Here is a 16,077-nt window from a genome sequence, read left to right as displayed (position 1 = left end):
CGATCGAGGGCTTTGCGGCGGTCGATGTTGCGCTCCATGTCGAGCGCCCAATCTTCACCGTCCTTGCGACGGCGGAAGGTCTCTGACACATAGCGGCTCTGCGACGGACCTGGACGCGCCAGTTCCTAATTCGTGGACGCGACGTGTGCACCGAAAGGCCAAAACGGGTACAAACGTGTGCAATTTCGGCCAGGTTGGAGTGCACAGGTTCGTGCTTCATCCTATTGAGACGATAAAGGTAAATCATTGAAAGCGCAAAGCTATCGCTTTTCCGTGGCGCCCATGATGGACTGGACCGACCGGCATTGCCGGGTGTTCCACCGTCACCTGACGAGGCGGGCGCTGCTCTATACGGAGATGCTGACCACTGGTGCCATCATTCATGGTGACCGGGGGCGGCTGCTTGGGTTCGACCTGATCGAGCACCCGGTCGCGCTTCAGCTCGGCGGGTCGGATCCGCGCGAGCTGGCGCTGGCGGCGCGGATCGGCGAGGAGTTCGGTTATGACGAGATCAACCTCAATGTCGGCTGCCCCTCCGACCGCGTGAAGGACGGCCGTTTTGGCGCTTGCCTCATGGCAGAGCCTGATCTCGTGGCGAGGTGCGTCGAGGCGATGAAGGGAGCGGTTGCCGTGCCCGTCACCGTGAAGTGCCGCATCGGCATCGACGACCAGGATCCGGAAGTCGCGCTCGACGAGCTTGCCCGCGCGGTCGTCGCCTCCGGCTGCGATGCGCTGATCGTGCATGCCCGGAAAGCCTGGCTCAGCGGTTTGTCACCGAAGGAGAATCGCGACATCCCGCCACTCGACTATGATCGCGTCTATCGCCTCAAGCGCGCGATGCCCGATGTGCCTGTCATCATCAACGGCGGCATCCCCGGTGTCGACGAGGCCAAAGCACATCTCGATCAAGTTGACGGTGCGATGCTCGGACGGGCCGCCTATCAGGAACCGTGGCGGCTGCTCTCGGTCGATACCGACATTTTCGGCGACGCGGCGCCGCATGCCTCGATGCAGGATGCGATCGAGGCGATGATGCCCTATATCGAGCAGCAGCTCGCGCGCGGCACGAGGCTGCACTCCATGATGAGGCATTTCGTCGGCGCATTCCACGCCGTGCCCGGTGCGCGCGCCTTCCGCCGCCATCTTGCCGAGCAGGGTGTGAAGCCGGGCGCCGGCCTCGAGGTGCTGCGCGATGCGATTGCGCGTGTCGGTGCCCGCGCGCCGGCCGAGGCGGCGGCCTAGCCGTAGTCACACGAAGAGCCGGATTGCAAGAGTCTAGTCGACCGCGAGTCGAGAGCGGCGGTGACTGGTCTGGAGCTCCGGATAACCGGTGAGCATCAGCTTGTCGGCACGCACGCCCCAGCTCTCCAGGCGATCGAGGAAGCTCATGCCGAGCAGGTTGGTCTTCATCTGACCGCGCGGCACGACGAGGGCGGGGACCGATTTCTCGACGAGGTGGCCGACCGAGAGGCGGTCGATCGTGAGGCGGGCCGCCTTGGTGCGACCGCCCGCGGTTTCGAGATCGACGTCGTATTCGAGCATCTCGAGCGGCAGCCCGATCGCTTTCGCAGTCTCCCAGGTCAGCACCACCGAAGTCGCGCCGGTGTCGATGACCATCGGTGCGGCCACGCCGTTGATCTTCGCGCGCAGCGCGAATTCGCCGCCCTGGCCGCGCTGGATCTGCACGGCGGGGGCGGGCGCTGCGGTCTGCGTGCGAAAAATATGCGAGACCTTGCTGCTCGCGCGCGCGATCTGGTCGGAATCGCCATAGGCGACGACGGCACCGGCCGTGCAGGCGAGCATGATGAGAACGAGCAGGAACCGGATCATGGCGCACCTCCCGATGCGCTCAGGCCGGCCAGGTGCGTTCCGGCGATCCCGCGATGGGCGCAAGTCCAGCCTGATTCATGCGCGCCGGCAACAGCGCCATGACCGCGAGCCGTTCCGCGCTCTCCATGGCGTGCCAGCGCGCGATCTCCGGCAATGTACGTCCGCAGCCGAAGCACAGCCTGGTCTTGGGATCGATCATGCAGACGGCCACGCACGGCGTTTCTTTGCTCATTCGGACATAGTGGCGGATGGTCGGGCATGTCTGCAAGCATCTCGTTACGAGCCCGTACCTGCGCTCATGATCGGCTTGCGACGGGGCCGGCGCTTCTCGTCCGCTACCGCGGAGCTCTCGGGTTGGAGCGGCGGAGAATCATCCGACATCGGCGCCAGCGCGCTCATCACGCGCTCGGGCGGGAAGGTGACGATCACTTCGGTGCCGATGCGCAGCTTCGATTTCAGCGTGAACGTACCGCCATGCAGGTCGATCAGATTCTTGGCGATCGGCAGGCCGAGACCGGCGCCCTGTTCGGCCGATTTGATCGAGTTGGAGCCTTGGCCGAACGAGGCCAGCACGACCGGGATCTCGTCTTCGGGGATTCCGGAGCCGGTATCCTTCACCGAGAGATATTGTCCGCCTGAGGCCGTCCAGCCCGCCTTGAGCCAGATCTCGCCGCCTTGTGGGGTAAACTTGATCGAGTTGGAGAGCAGATTGAGCACGACCTGGCGGATCGCGCGCTCGTCGGCCCACAGCCGCGGCATCGCCTGCTCGAACACCTCGTGGATGGTGATGCCGCGGCTCGAGGCGCGCAGCTTCATCAGATGATGGCAGTCGGCGACGATGCCGACCAGCGAGACCGCTTCCTCATTGAGCTCGTAGCGGCCGGCCTCGATCCGCGACAGATCGAGGATCTCGTTGATGAGGTTGAGCAGGTGGACGCCGGAATTGTGGATGTCGGCCGAGTACTCCTTGTAGACCGGCACGGCATGCGCGCCGAAAATCTCGCTCTTCATCACCTCGGAGAAGCCGAGGATCGCGTTGAGCGGCGTGCGCAGTTCGTGGCTCATCTGCGCCAGAAAGCGCGACTTCGCGACATTGGCGGATTCGGCGCGGTGGCGCGCTTCGTCCGAGATCGCCTTGGCTTGTTCGAGCTCGCCGATCAGCGCGTCCTTCTCGGCCCGCGCCTCGAGCGTGGCGAAGGTCGAAGAATGCAGGCGGTGAGCCAGCAGCACGAAATAGCCTTCGGCGGCGACGGCGAGCGCGGCCAGGATGTAATTGTCCAGCGAGCCGGTCATCACGAAGCTCAGCGCCATCGCGACCGCGACCGGCGCGGTGGCGGCAAGGGCGGCGATCGGCAGATTGGCGGCCAGCATGCTCGATACTGCGATCACCAGCAGCATCAGGAACATCATCAGCGATTCCGTGATCATGTCGAGCACGGGATGGATCAGGATCGCCATCCAGCAAAGGCCATAGAGCAGGTCGAGCACGACGAAGCGCGTCTGCCATGTGCGCGTTGCCGCGGGCGAGGCGGGCTCGGCCAGGAAGCGGTGGCAGCTGCGGATCATCGCGGCATGGATGCAAAGCATGCCGGCGGTCCAGGCGGCGGCCGGGATCGGCTGCATCCACAGCCCAAACAGGACGCCCGTCGCGACCACAAGCAGCATTACGACATAGGAGGCCGACAGTCGCGTCTGAGCGTAATGGCGCAGCATCTCGGCGTCGAAAGCCGGCCGGGTTCCACTGGTCGACGTTAACTTGTCGCGCGCCTCGCGAACCCGCTGTGCCGCAGCCCGGCGATGGCTCGCCGACGGCACGCTCACCGGCTCGGCCGGAAGCTGCACAACCTCGGGCTTTTCAGCGGGTTTACTCATCGCACAACAACAATTCCTGCCCGCGCGGGACGGGCCTTCTGCATTGTCTATCTCTGGCAAGAAATCCTTAAGAGGTGACTTAAGGAGCTAAAGAATTACGTTAACCCGGCGTTAATTTTGGATCCGGCGTGAGCCGCTCAATGCAGCGCCGCGTGCTGCGCGATGTACACCACGGCGCCCGCCAGATAGCCGGCGAGCGCGGGAACGGCGATGCGGCGGGCGTACCAGAGGAACTCGATGCGCTCGAGCCCCATGGCCGCGACGCCTGCGGCCGAACCGATGATCAGGATCGAACCGCCGGTGCCGGCGCAATAGGCGATGAACTCCCAGAGGAAGCTGTCGGGTGGATAACGCGCCAGGTCGTACATGCCCATGGTCGCGGCGACCAGCGGCACGTTGTCGATGACGGCGCTGAGCAGCCCGAGCACGATCACGATGATGTCCTGTCGGCCGATCGTGGTGTCCAGCCATTTGGCCACCATAGAGAGCACGCCGGCATGTTCGAGGCTGGCGACGGCGAGCAAAATGCCGAGGAAGAACACGATCGAGCCCATGTCGATCCGCGTCAGCGCATTGGCAAGCGTGAGCGGACCACGGACATGCTCATCCTTGTTGCGATGAACGATCTCGCCGACCAACCACACGATGCCGAGCCCGAGCAGGACACCCATGAAGGGCGGCAGGTGCGTGATCGTCTTGAAGGCGGGCACCGCGATCAGTACGCCGAGTCCGAGATAGAACATCACATTCCGCTCGAACGGATCGACACTCTGCAATCCGTCCTCTTTCGGCGGCGGTGCGATGGTCTTGCCCTTGAGCGAAAAGCTGATGAATGCGAGCGGCACCAGCAGGTTGAGCAGCGAGGGCAGGAACACCGCGCCCATGATATTCACCGGCGAAATCTGTCCGCCGATCCACAGCATGGTCGTGGTGACGTCGCCAATCACGGTCCATGCACCGCCGGCATTTGCGGCGATGACGATGAGCGAGGCAAACAGCAGGCGGTCGTCGCGCTTGGCGATCAACCGCTGGATCAGCGAGACCATGACAATGGTGGTGGTCAGATTGTCGAGAATGGCACTGAGGAAGAAGGTCACGAAGCCAATCAGCCATATCAGACGGACCTGGCTGGTCGTGCTGATGCGGGAGGTGATGACCTCGAAACCGTCATGGGCGTCGATGACCTCGACGATGGTCATCGCGCCAATCAAGAAGAACACGATCTGCGCGGTGGCGGCGACGGACTCATCGAGCTGACGACCGACCAGCGTGTGGTCTCCCGTCGCGAGCGCATAGATTGTCCAGAGCACGCCTGCGCCGAGTAGCGCAGACGCGCTCTTGTTCACCCCGATAGGATGCTCAAGCGCGATCGCCGCATAGGCGAGGACGAAAATTGCGGCGAGTGCGATCAGCAAGGCAGGATCACTTCGTCAGGTGTCAGCGATTGAGGCGCGCGAGCAGGCTCGACGTATCCCAGCGCTTGCCGCCCATCTTCTCGACCTCGGAGTAGAACTGGTCGACCAGCGCGGTCACCGGCAAATTGGCGCCATTGCGGCGGGCTTCGGCCAGCGAGATCGAGAGATCCTTGCGCATCCATTCGACCGCGAAGCCGAAATCGTATTTGTCGTCGTTCATGGTCTTGTAGCGGTTCTCCATCTGCCAGGACTGCGCGGCGCCCTTTGAGATGGTTTCGATCACGGCCGCGACGTCAAGGCCGCTTTTCTTGGCGAAGTGAATACCCTCGGAGAGGCCCTGGACGAGGCCGGCGATGCAGATCTGGTTGACCATTTTGGTCAGCTGGCCGGAGCCTGCGGGCCCGAGCAATTTGCACATCCGCGCATAGGCGCCTGTGATGATCGGCTCGGCGCCGGCATAGGCGTCCTGCGCGCCGCCGCACATCACCGTCAGCACGCCGTTCTCGGCACCGGCCTGGCCGCCGGACACGGGTGCGTCAATGAACTTGAAGCCGACCTTGATGGCGGCCGCATCGAGCTCACGGGCGACCTCGGCGGAAGCGGTGGTGTGGTCGACGAAGGTCGCACCCTTCTTCATGCCGGCAAACGCGCCGTCGGCACCGATCGTGACCGCGCGCAGATCGTTGTCGTTGCCGACGCAGCACATCACGAAATCCTGGCCCTCAGCCGCGGCCTTCGGGGTCGCCGCGGTCTTGCCGCCGAACTTGTCCGCCCACTCCTTCGCCTTGGCCCCGGTGCGGTTATAGACGGTGACCTCATGGCCCCCTTTTTTCACGAGGTGTCCGGCCATGGGGAAGCCCATCACGCCGAGACCGAGGAAAGCGACTTTAGCCATCTGTGGTACCTTGTCCGTAGTTTGGGTTTTACGGTTCTTGCCGGGCGAGGGGCGCCCGGTTCCGCCATTGCGGCAGATCGGGCGCACCATAAACCCTTGAGGCCGGAGGGCAACGGCTTCGTTTGGCCCCCGCCTGTGCTAGGATGGCGGACCTAAGGACTTCAAAAAAAGGGAGCGAAGGCATGGGCGGCGTAAGCGTGGGCGTGCTCGATCATTTCAACATCCGGACCCGGAATCTGGCCGAGACCGTCCGCTTCTATGAGGACGTGCTGGGCCTGGAAAAAGGCGCCCGGCCGAATTTCGCCTTCCCCGGCGCCTGGATGTACAGCGAGGATAAGCCGGTGGTGCACCTCGTCGATATTTCTCCGACTGCCGAGCCACAAAAGCCGGATTCCGGCGTTGTCCACCATGTCGCCTTCGCCAGCCGGGGGTTTGACGGCATGAAACAACGGCTGGCCTCGAAGGGGATGAAGTTCGACTCCCGCCAGGTGCCCGGCGGCGAACTCTGGCAGATCTTCGTTCACGACCCCAACGGGGTCATGATCGAGCTGAATTATGAGGCGGCGCTGGAGCAGGGCGCGGCGCCCGCCGAGATGGCTGACGATATCGGCAGGCAGTAGCCTTTTGGGCGTTTCCGCTCTAATGGGGCATCTTGAATTCTAGGAGATGCGCTTTGAGCGTGACGCAGCAACAGGTTCTCGACAGCCTCGCCAGGATCAAGTCGCCCCGCGGGGTCGCGCTCACCAATGCCAATGTGCTGAGCGCGATCAGCGCGGCCGATGGCAAGGTGTTCTTCTCGATCAATGTCGATGCCGCCGAGGCGCGCGCCTGGGAATCCGTCCGGGCCGAGGCCGAGGCTGCGGTGCGCGCGATTCCCGGCGTCAGCACCGTCATGGTGGCGCTGACGGCCGAGCGCAAGGCCGGCGCGGCGCCACCGCCGCCGCCAACTCCCAGCCGTGGCACGCCGGGCGTGCAACCGGTCCACGCCCACAAGCCGCCGCCACAGGGCGGCGCCCAATCGCCGATGGCGCGGCAGTCCGAGATTCCGGGCGTCGCTGCCGTGATCGCGGTCGCCTCGGGCAAGGGCGGGGTCGGCAAGTCGACCACCGCGCTCAATCTTGCGCTGGGCCTGCGCGATCTCGGCCTCAAGGTCGGGCTGCTCGATGCCGACATCTACGGCCCATCGGTGCCGCGGCTGACGGGTCTGCATGAGAAGCCGGAGCTGGATGGCGAGCGCAAGATGATTCCGCTCAGGCGCTTTGGCTTGGCCATCATGTCGATCGGCTTCCTGGTGGAGGAAGAGACCGCGATGATCTGGCGCGGACCGATGGTGATGTCGGCGGTGACGCAGATGCTGCGCGACGTCGCATGGGGCCAGCTCGACGTCCTCGTCGTGGACATGCCGCCAGGCACCGGTGATGCCCAGCTCACGCTGGCGCAGAACGTCCCCTTGAAGGGCGCCGTGATCGTCTCGACCCCGCAGGACCTGTCCCTGATCGACGCAAGGCGGGGGCTTGCGATGTTCAAGAAGGTCAACGTGCCCGTGCTCGGCATCGTCGAGAACATGAGCTATTTCCAATGCCCGCAATGCGGCACGAAATCCGACATTTTCGGCCATGGCGGCGCGCGCCACGAGGCCGAGAAGCTCGGGGTGCCGTTCCTGGGCGAGATCCCCCTGCACATGGCGATTCGCGCCACCTCGGATGCCGGCACGCCCGTGGTGGACAGCGAACCGGATGGTCCTCATGCGGCGATCTACCGCGCCATTGCGGGACAGGTGCGGGACCAGCTCAAGGGCGTCATCGCCGCGCCCTGAGCGGATCCAAGCCAACCCTTTCAAACCAATACTCTGGGGACATGCGACTTTCGTAGAGCCCTGTCATGCCAATGTCGCGTTTCGAAAGCGGGGCTTCCGTGTTAAAGGCCCACGGCAGTCAAGCCCCTTCGGTTCGACGCGGCCCAAGAACGCGTCGCCGGAATGAGCGGCAGCAAAGAGGAAGTTAGGGGAAACGCCCCAACAAGGAGAGACTAAAGATGAAGCGTCGTGATTTCCTGAAAGTGTCGGCAGCCGGTGCGGCGGCGACCGCCGCGGTAGCCTCGCCGGCGATCGCGCAGTCCTCGCCCGAGATCAAGTGGCGCCTGACGTCGAGCTTCCCGAAGTCGCTCGACACCATCTATGGCGGTGCCGAGCAGATGGCGAAGTACGTCGCCGAGATGACCGACAACAAGTTTCAGATCCAGGTCTTCCAGGCGGGTGAAATCGTTCCGGGCCTGCAGGCGCTGGATGCGACGCAGAAGGGCACCGTCGAGATGTGCCATACGGTGTCGTATTATTACGTCGGCAAAGACCCGACCTTCGCGATCTTCGCATCGGTGCCTTTCGGCCTGAACGCACGCCAGCAGAATTCCTGGCTGTACCAGGGCGGCGGCAACGAACTCGCCAACGAGTTTTTCAAGAAGTCGAACGTGGTCGGCTTCCCCTGCGGCAACACCGGCACCCAGATGGGCGGCTGGTTCCGCAAGGAGATCAAGACGGTTGCCGACCTCTCGGGCCTCAAGATGCGCATCGGCGGCATCGCCGGTCAGGTGCTCCAGAAGGTCGGCGTGGTGCCGCAGCAGCTCGCCGGCGGCGACATCTATCCGTCGCTCGAAAAGGGCACCATCGACGCCGCCGAATGGGTCGGTCCCTACGATGACGAGAAGCTCGGCTTCGCCAAGGTCGCCAAGTACTACTACTACCCGGGTTTCTGGGAAGGTGGTCCGACCGTTCACGCCTTCGCCAACATCGACAAGTGGAACGAACTGCCGAAGAACTATCAGGCGATCCTCACCAACGCGACCGTCAACACCAACACTTGGATGGCCGCGCGCTACGACATGGTGAACCCCGGCGCCCTGAAGCGTCTGGTCGCCGGCGGAACGCAGCTTCGCCCGTTCACCAATGAGGTCCTGGAAGCCTGTCTCAAGGCGACCAACGAATTGTGGGGCGAGATCTCGGCCAAGAATCCCGACTTCAAGAAGTCGATCGATGCCATGCAGGCCTACCGCTCCGACGAATATCTGTGGTGGCAGGTCGCCGAATACACCTACGACAGCTTCATGATCCGCTCGCGTACCCGCGGCTGATCTTCGAACCAGTCACAAGACGACGGTCTCGTTCGCGAGGCCGGGCTTTTTCTTTGGGACGACGCGATCGGAATAGGCGAGGCGGAAGCCGCCGAGCGGCGGTGTCGCCGGGGTACGGGCGTGGCCTCAAACAAAAAATCTGAAAAACAACCCCATGCACAGTAGACGAGGGGTGAGCGGACAACGCGTTGCGAGTGCAGCCAAACGCTTGATGCGATGGAGCTAATTGGGGGCAGGCCCGAGCATCGCGCGGTCGATGGCAACTTCGCATTTTTGGCAGCCAAAGCGGGGCAGGCGCGGGTGCTTCAGCGAGACCGTTTGACTCGTCGGGCAAAACAGTGGCATAAAGGCATTATCGTAAAATCCGAAATTGTTGTCTCGGGTGGCTCCTCGCGCTCGTCACGCGCCGGAAGTCTCTCGGGGCTGCTGTACGCCCGGACCTTCCCGTCCATGAGTCAACACGGCCTCGGCAGCAGCTTCGTCGATAGCGGCCATCACGTCAGTGGTTGCAGAATGATGAATCATGTGTCCCGCTCGGTCGATCCGGCGCAATTTGCTCTGCTTGATCTCGCCATGCAGCCTGACCGACTGCTTGATATCGATCAGGCGATCGTCCTGGCCCGCGATAATGATTGTGGGCACCTTGAGTTCTGCATAAGTCTTCGAACCTGAGAATGCGGCGGGGATCAACATCGTCGCTTCGGCCGCTGTGGCCCGCATCTGTGATGGGCGCAGCGCCATTTCTTTCGGAAAGCCCGCGAACTTGGCCGGGACCGGCCGCGGGCCAAACAGCTTGCGCAACATCGCGGGCCACATCACCCAACCGGCCAGCGGCGAAATCGTGGAGCTGATGACGTCCCCGACCACCGGTAGGGCGGACAGCACCGACGCGGCGCTGTCCGAGCGGGGAGTCGGGAAATAATAGCCCGAGGCCAGCACGAGAGCCTGCACGAACGAAGGATGTCTTGTCGCCAGCGCAACCGCAACCGACGCTCCCCACGAATGGCCAAGAACAATCGCTTGAGAGACGCCCAGCTGATCGAACGCCTTCTTGAACAGGTCCGCTTGGGCCTCCGGGGTCCAGACGACGTGTCGCGGCCGCGAGCTGTGCCCAAAACCGGGACGATCGAACACCATGACCTTGTAGTTCTCGGCTGCGAGATCAATCAATCCACTCGAGTCGAAATCCTGGACCATGCTGCCATTGCCGTGAAACAAAACCAGCGGCTTGCCCCTGCCGCGTTCCAAATAGTGCAGGCGAACGCCCTCGACGTCGATGAACCGCCCCTGCGGAGGATTATCGCGTTGCGCTTTGTTCGCGAGCCGCCGATTTATGATTGCGGTAGCCGCAATGAGGGTACCTGCGGCAGCAAACGCGGCGCCGCCCGGATGTCGCGTGATAGCGGTCAAGCAATCGGATAGAAGGGAGCTGGAACGTGTTCGTCGTGCAAGGCGCATGTGCATTACCTTAGGTGGTCTGCACGACGCCCCATCAAATGAGAAATGTTGCAGCTGAGTTAAACGGTTCGCCGGGGTGTTCGTTCCTTGGCAGGATCGATGCGGCGCCGGCGGCGGGCCAAGGAGGCAAGTTTCGGCGCTATCCGCGACCTCATCCGCACGTGCCCTGACTGGCTTACAGGAACCTGACGGAAGGGAGCGGCCGGCCCGGGTGCTTTTTCGCTGGCCGAGATGCCCGGGATGGTGGAAGAGATCGACGATGCGGCGCGAGCCGCGCGGTGATACCGGAACATCCCGCGAGAAAATGCGATGCGCCTTCTGATCGTCGAAGACAATGCCGAGCTGTCGCGGCTGGTTGCCGGCGGGCTGTCGGCGGCTGGCTATGAGAGCGACATCGTCGGCAGCGCCGCCGAGGCGCGCGAAGCCGTGAGCAGCGTCAGCTATGCCGCGATGATCCTGGACCTCGGACTACCCGACGGCGATGGCCTGTCGGTGCTGCGCGAGCTGCGCCGGCAGATGGAGCCCTTGCCGGTTCTGGTGCTGACCGCGCGCGGCGGCTTGCAGGATCGCGTCAGCGGCCTGCGCAGCGGCGCCGACGACTATCTCGCAAAACCGTTCGCGATGGAGGAGCTGGTGGCGCGGCTGGAGGCGATCCTGCGCCGTCCGGGCCAGTTGCTCGGCCGCTCGCTGCGCCTCGCCAACCTCGTCTATGACACCGAAAGCCGCCAGATCTTCGTCGACGACCAGCCGCGCATCATCTCCGCGCGCGAGACCTCGGTGCTTGAGATCCTGCTGCGCCGGCAGGGGCGGGTGGTGCCGAAGAAGAACGTCGAGGACCACATCTTCGGGCTCGACGGCGAGGTCGCCTCCAACGCGGTCGAGGTCTACGTCTCGCGGCTGCGCAAGCAGCTCGCCGAGCATGGCGCCAAAGTTGTGATCCACACCATCCGTGGCGTCGGCTATCTCATGGCCGAGGAGAAATAGCGTGGCCCGGATCGGACCTCACGCCGGATTCCGCGCCGGGATCCGTGCGAGGTCGCCGACGTTCAAATCGTTGATCTGGCGCATCGTGTTCCTCCACATCGTGGCGGTCGCGGTGGTCGCGATCTTCCTGCCGCTGGTGCTGTTCTGGCTGCTCAATTCCGAGATCGACCAGCTGCATCGCGACGCCATGCGCGCGCAGGCCGAGGTGTTGGCCGAGCGCATCGTCGCCCAGCCCGACGGCCTGTTGACGTTCAACCTGCCGGACAGTCTCAAGGGCCTTTATTCGGAAGCCTATGGCCGCTACCAGTACGACATTCGCGATGCCGAAGGACAACTGCTGTTCTCGTCGCGGCGCAAGACCGGCACTGCCACGGCCGCACCGCCGCTCTCCGAGACGATTTCCGGCGCCGGTGTCACCCGCACCATTGACGGCAAGGTGATACGCATTCGCGTCGCGGAGGACCTCGGGCACCGCGACGTCATCATCGACGATATCGTGTCGAACTTCTTCCGGCGGGTCGGGTGGATCACCATTCCGATCCTGCTGGTCCTGCTCGCCATCGACATCATCATCTTTCGCCGCGCTGTCGCGCCGCTGTGGAAGGCCTCCGAGGAGGCGAGCAATATCGGCCCGGCGCGCACGGACATCCGCCTGCCGACGGAGCAGATCCCGCGCGAGATCATGCCGCTCGTCACCGCCGTCAACCAGGCGCTCGACCGCCTCGAGGATGGCTTTCGGGTGCAGCGGCAGTTCACCGCCGACGCCGCGCACCAATTGCGCACGCCGCTCGCGATCCTGCGCACGCGGATCGAGACGCTCGGCGACGGCGCTGCAAAGCAGGCGCTGCATGCGGATATCGAGGGCATGAGCCGCATCGTCGTGCAGCTGCTGGAGATCGCTGAACTCGACACGCTGGTGCTCGATCCCGGCGAGACCGCGGATTTGCGCGCGGTCTGCGCCGAGGTGGTTGGGTCGATCGCGCCGTTTGCGATCGCGCAGCACAAGGATATCGCGCTGAGGGGCACCGAGGCACCGGTACTGATCCACGGCAATTCCGTGATGCTCCAGCGCGCGATCTTCAACCTCGCCGAAAACGCCATCAAGTTCACGGCAAAGGACACGTCGGTCGATGTCGATGTGAGCGAGGACGGTGCGGTGCGCGTACGCGATTGCGGCCCGGGAGTTGCGGAAGCCGAGCGCGAATTGATCTTCCACCGCTTCTGGCGCGCCGACCGCCAGCGCAGCGACGGCGCCGGCCTCGGGCTTTCGATCGTGCGCGCCGTCGCGGATGATCACGCGGCGACGGTTGCGGTGGCGAATCTTCCGGGCGGCGGCGCGCAGTTCACGCTGCGCTTCAGGCTGGCGGATGGCGTGCAGCCAGCCGGCCCCAATTCGGCGGCCGGAGCGGAGGCAGGTTGAACCTGCGCCGTCTCGATGGCGCCGTGTGGTCGCCAGGCGTCCAACGGGTCTGCACCACTTCGTGCTCCGTCTTCCGATCACCGGCTATCGATCTAAGCCTAAAGTCGTAGGACCCGATGGCGCGGGAGCTGAGCATTTCCATCCCTCACATCGTGAGGGATGGAAATCGGACGAGACATGTTCCATGCTGGCCTCCAAGCCTCGGCAAGAAGGCCCACCGTCACAATCCATCAGGGTAGGAAATCATGAAAAGACGAGACTTCATCAAGGTCACCGGGCTTGGTGCGGCGGGTGTCGCCACGCTCGCCGCTCCAGCGATCGCGCAGACGACGCCCGAGATCAAATGGCGCATGCCGACGAGCTGGCCGAAATCACTCGATACGCTCTATGGCGGCGCCGAGATGATGGCCAAGATGGTCGCGGAAGCGACCGACAACAAATTCCAGATTCAGACATTTGCCGGCGGCGAGATCGTGCCGGGCCTTCAGGTGCTCGATGCCGTGCAGAACGGCACCTGCGAAATCGGCCACACTGCGTCCTACTATTATTTTGGCAAGGACCCGACCTTCACCTTCGGATCGGCGGTGCCGTTCGGACCGAACATGCGCATCAACCAGGCCTGGTACACACTCGGCGGCGGCAGGGACATCCTCAACGAGTTCTACAAGAAGTACAACGTCGTCTCGCTGCTTGCCGGCAATACCGGCTGTCAGATGGGTGGCTGGTTCCGCAAGGAGGTCAAGACTCCCCAGGACTTCAGCGGATTGAAATTCCGCATCGGGGGCTTCGCCGGAAAAGTGATGGCCAAACTCGGCGCGGTGCCGCAGCAGATCGCCGGAGGCGACATTTATCCGGCGCTGGAGAAGGGCACCATCGACGCTGCCGAATGGGTCGGACCTTATGACGACGAGAAGCTCGGCTTCGTCAAGGTCGCGCCGCATTATTACTTCCCGGGCTGGTGGGAAGGCGGGCCCATGCTTCTCGCCTTCGTCAACCAGGACAAGTGGAACGCGCTGCCGAAGCACTATCAGAGCATCCTCGAGCAGGCGGGGCACTATGCCAACAACTGGATGATGGCGAAGTACGACCAGGCCAATCCACCGGCGTTGCGGCGCCTGCTCGCGGCCGGCGCCAAGCTGCATCCGTTCTCGCCCGAGGTCATGCAGGCCTGCTTCAAGGCGTCAAAGGAGCTGCACACCGAAGTCTCGGCCAGCAATCCGGACTTCAAGAAGGTCTACGAATCGCTGACCGCGTTCTCGAACAACGGATATCAGTGGTTCCAGGTCGCCGAAGTCGGCTACGACAACTTCATGGCGCGCAACTCGCAGAGCTGATTGCGAGCCACGATCGGCCCAAACGAAAAAACCCGGAGCGAAAGCTCCGGGTTCTTTTTTGCGGGCGGGCCGGGCGCTATTGCTTCGGCTGGCCGAAGTCGAGCGGCGGCAGATCGATCTGGGGAATGTCGATCTTGATGCTGTTGGGATCGACGGTGGACTGCACGCCCTTGTAGTGCATCACCATCGAAGGGAACATGATCACGAGCAGCACCATGATCATCTGGATCACAACGAACGGCACCGCACCCCAATAGATCTGTCCCGTCGTGACCGGCTCCATGCGCTTGCCCGTGACGCGATCGGTATAGCGCTCCTTCGGCGCGACCGAGCGCAAATAGAACAGCGCAAATCCGAATGGCGGGTGCATGAATGACGTCTGCATGTTGACGCCGAGGATGACGCCGAACCAGATCAGGTCGATGCCGAGATGCTCGGCAGCGGGCCCGAGCAGCGGGATCACGATGAAGGCGAGTTCGAAGAAATCGAGGAAGAACGCCAACACGAACACGAAGGCATTGACGAAGATCAGGAAGCCGACCTGGCCGCCCGGCAGGGAGGTCAGCAGGTGCTCGACCCAGACGTGGCCGCTGACACCGTAGAAGGTGAGCGAGAACACGCGTGCCCCGACCAGGATGAAGACGACGAACGCGGACAGCTTCGCCGTTGATTCGGTGGCCTGACGGATCAGGTCCCAGGTCAGCCGCCGCTTCGCGGCTCCGAGAATGAGGGCGCCGGCTGCACCCATGGCGCCGCCTTCGGTGGGCGTCGCGACACCGATGAAGATCGTGCCCAGCACCAGGAAGATCAGGAACAGCGGCGGCACCATGACGAAGGTGGTCTGTTGCGCCATCTTCGAGAGGAAACGGAAGCCCGTCAGCTTGTCGAGGACCCAGTTCGCGATGGCGACGAAGAACGCGAAGAGGATGCCGAAGAACATGCTGAGCACGACGAAGTCGGCGCCGTGTGTCTCCGAGTTCCGCATCATGAACCAGCCGAAGACGCAGCTCGCCAGGAACAGCACGCCGAGCGACTTGAGTCCGCGGTCGCCGCTCTCCTCGCGGAAACCGATCGCTTCCTTCGGCAGGCCCGGGGCGGCGTTCGGGAAAATCATGGTCACGAGGAACGCGTAACTTGCATAGAGGCCGGCGAGCACCAGGCCCGGAATGAACGCGCCCTCGTACATGTCGCCGACCGACTTGCCGAGCTGGTCGGCCATCACGATCAGGACGAGCGACGGCGGAATGATCTGCGCCAGCGTGCCGGAGGCCGCGATGATGCCGGTCGCTACGCGGCGGTCGTAGCCGTAGCGCAGCATGATCGGCAGCGAGATCAGGCCCATCGAGATCACCGAAGCCGCCACGACGCCGGTCGTCGCCGCGAGAAGGGCGCCGACGAACACCACCGCGTAGGCGAGGCCGCCGCGGATGGTGCCGAACAACTGGCCGATGGTGTCGAGCAGATCCTCGGCCATGCCGGAGCGCTCGAGCACCAGTCCCATGAAGGTGAAGAAGGGAATGGCGAGCAGGGTGTCGTTGTTCATGACGCCATAGACGCGCTCGGGCAGGGCCTGGAGAAAGTCCGGGTGGAATTGCCCGAGCTCGACGCCGATGATTGCGAAGAAGAGGCCGACGGCGCCGAGCGAAAATGCCGCCGGATAGCCGAGCAGCAGCACGACGACGAGCGTCCCGAACATGATGGGCGCCAGATTGGCGATGATAAACGCAGTCATGACTTCCCCCT

General features: G+C 63.6%; 14 protein-coding genes. 7 read left to right on the top strand and 7 right to left on the bottom strand.

Features of this window, described 5'->3' with window-relative positions; translation table 11 throughout:
* Positions 1 to 246 precede the first annotated feature (246 nt).
* Complete coding sequence (dusA, locus tag ABIC03_RS03985; RefSeq protein WP_354055707.1) at positions 247 to 1,242, top strand: tRNA dihydrouridine(20/20a) synthase DusA; 996 nt, start codon at positions 247 to 249, stop codon at positions 1,240 to 1,242.
* A 33-nt stretch (positions 1,243 to 1,275) separates the two neighbouring features.
* Here the strand turns inward: dusA and ABIC03_RS03980 are convergent, their stop codons facing one another.
* The 5 genes from ABIC03_RS03980 to ABIC03_RS03960 form a co-directional block, all read right to left on the bottom strand.
* Entirely contained in the window at positions 1,276 to 1,830 is a 555-nt protein-coding gene (locus ABIC03_RS03980; protein WP_275167471.1) for a TIGR02281 family clan AA aspartic protease, read from the bottom strand.
* Between the two features lie 19 nt (positions 1,831 to 1,849).
* Positions 1,850 to 2,062: a DUF1289 domain-containing protein gene (locus tag ABIC03_RS03975; RefSeq protein WP_354055704.1), complete on the bottom strand. Its 213-nt coding sequence runs from the start codon at positions 2,060 to 2,062 to the stop codon at positions 1,850 to 1,852.
* 44 nt (positions 2,063 to 2,106) lie between these two features.
* A complete protein-coding gene (locus tag ABIC03_RS03970) occupies positions 2,107 to 3,702 on the bottom strand; it encodes a sensor histidine kinase (protein WP_275167470.1) in 1,596 nt (531 codons plus the stop codon).
* A gap of 137 nt (positions 3,703 to 3,839) precedes the next feature.
* Positions 3,840 to 5,117 carry a sodium:proton antiporter NhaD gene (nhaD, locus tag ABIC03_RS03965; RefSeq protein WP_354055702.1) on the bottom strand — a complete coding sequence of 426 codons (1,278 nt, stop codon included), beginning with the start codon at positions 5,115 to 5,117 and terminating at the stop codon, positions 3,840 to 3,842.
* A gap of 22 nt (positions 5,118 to 5,139) precedes the next feature.
* Positions 5,140 to 6,012 carry an NAD(P)-dependent oxidoreductase gene (locus ABIC03_RS03960; RefSeq protein WP_354055700.1) on the bottom strand — a complete coding sequence of 291 codons (873 nt, stop codon included), beginning with the start codon at positions 6,010 to 6,012 and terminating at the stop codon, positions 5,140 to 5,142.
* Between the two features lie 182 nt (positions 6,013 to 6,194).
* On the opposite strand from ABIC03_RS03960, the gene ABIC03_RS03955 reads away from it, so the two are divergent.
* The 3 genes from ABIC03_RS03955 to ABIC03_RS03945 all read left to right on the top strand — a co-directional run bounded on the left by ABIC03_RS03955 (position 6,195) and on the right by ABIC03_RS03945 (position 9,138).
* Positions 6,195 to 6,632 carry a VOC family protein gene (locus tag ABIC03_RS03955; protein ID WP_354055698.1) on the top strand — a complete coding sequence of 146 codons (438 nt, stop codon included), beginning with the start codon at positions 6,195 to 6,197 and terminating at the stop codon, positions 6,630 to 6,632.
* 53 nt (positions 6,633 to 6,685) lie between these two features.
* Complete coding sequence (locus ABIC03_RS03950) at positions 6,686 to 7,828, top strand: Mrp/NBP35 family ATP-binding protein (RefSeq protein ID WP_354055696.1); 1,143 nt, start codon at positions 6,686 to 6,688, stop codon at positions 7,826 to 7,828.
* A gap of 218 nt (positions 7,829 to 8,046) precedes the next feature.
* Complete coding sequence (locus tag ABIC03_RS03945) at positions 8,047 to 9,138, top strand: TRAP transporter substrate-binding protein (RefSeq protein WP_027517246.1); 1,092 nt, start codon at positions 8,047 to 8,049, stop codon at positions 9,136 to 9,138.
* Between the two features lie 399 nt (positions 9,139 to 9,537).
* On the opposite strand, the gene ABIC03_RS03940 is transcribed toward ABIC03_RS03945, so the two are convergent.
* Positions 9,538 to 10,596 (bottom strand): alpha/beta fold hydrolase, encoded by a 1,059-nt coding sequence (locus tag ABIC03_RS03940; protein ID WP_354055694.1) that lies wholly within the window; start codon positions 10,594 to 10,596, stop codon positions 9,538 to 9,540.
* 309 nt (positions 10,597 to 10,905) lie between these two features.
* Here ABIC03_RS03940 and ABIC03_RS03935 point away from each other — a divergent pair, with 309 nt between their 5' ends.
* From ABIC03_RS03935 to ABIC03_RS03925, 3 genes are all read left to right on the top strand, one after another.
* Positions 10,906 to 11,580, top strand: a complete 675-nt coding sequence (locus tag ABIC03_RS03935) for a response regulator transcription factor (RefSeq protein ID WP_007592584.1) — start codon at positions 10,906 to 10,908, stop codon at positions 11,578 to 11,580.
* 1 nt (position 11,581) lies between these two features.
* Positions 11,582 to 13,000, top strand: coding sequence for a sensor histidine kinase (locus tag ABIC03_RS03930; protein ID WP_354055692.1), 1,419 nt, complete (start codon positions 11,582 to 11,584; stop codon positions 12,998 to 13,000).
* Between the two features lie 245 nt (positions 13,001 to 13,245).
* Positions 13,246 to 14,334: a TRAP transporter substrate-binding protein gene (locus tag ABIC03_RS03925; RefSeq protein WP_275167462.1), complete on the top strand. Its 1,089-nt coding sequence runs from the start codon at positions 13,246 to 13,248 to the stop codon at positions 14,332 to 14,334.
* A 76-nt stretch (positions 14,335 to 14,410) separates the two neighbouring features.
* On the opposite strand, the gene ABIC03_RS03920 is transcribed toward ABIC03_RS03925, so the two are convergent.
* The gene (locus ABIC03_RS03920) at positions 14,411 to 16,066 is read right to left on the bottom strand and encodes a TRAP transporter large permease (RefSeq protein WP_354055690.1); all 1,656 of its coding nucleotides are present in this window, start codon (positions 16,064 to 16,066) and stop codon (positions 14,411 to 14,413) included.
* Between the last annotated feature and the right edge of the window lie 11 nt (positions 16,067 to 16,077).

This window comes from Bradyrhizobium sp. RT6a, assembly GCF_040547675.1.
Taxonomy (GTDB): domain Bacteria; phylum Pseudomonadota; class Alphaproteobacteria; order Rhizobiales; family Xanthobacteraceae; genus Bradyrhizobium.
The sequence above is the reverse complement of the archived record's forward strand: the minus strand, read 5'-3'. Positions and strand labels throughout refer to the sequence as shown.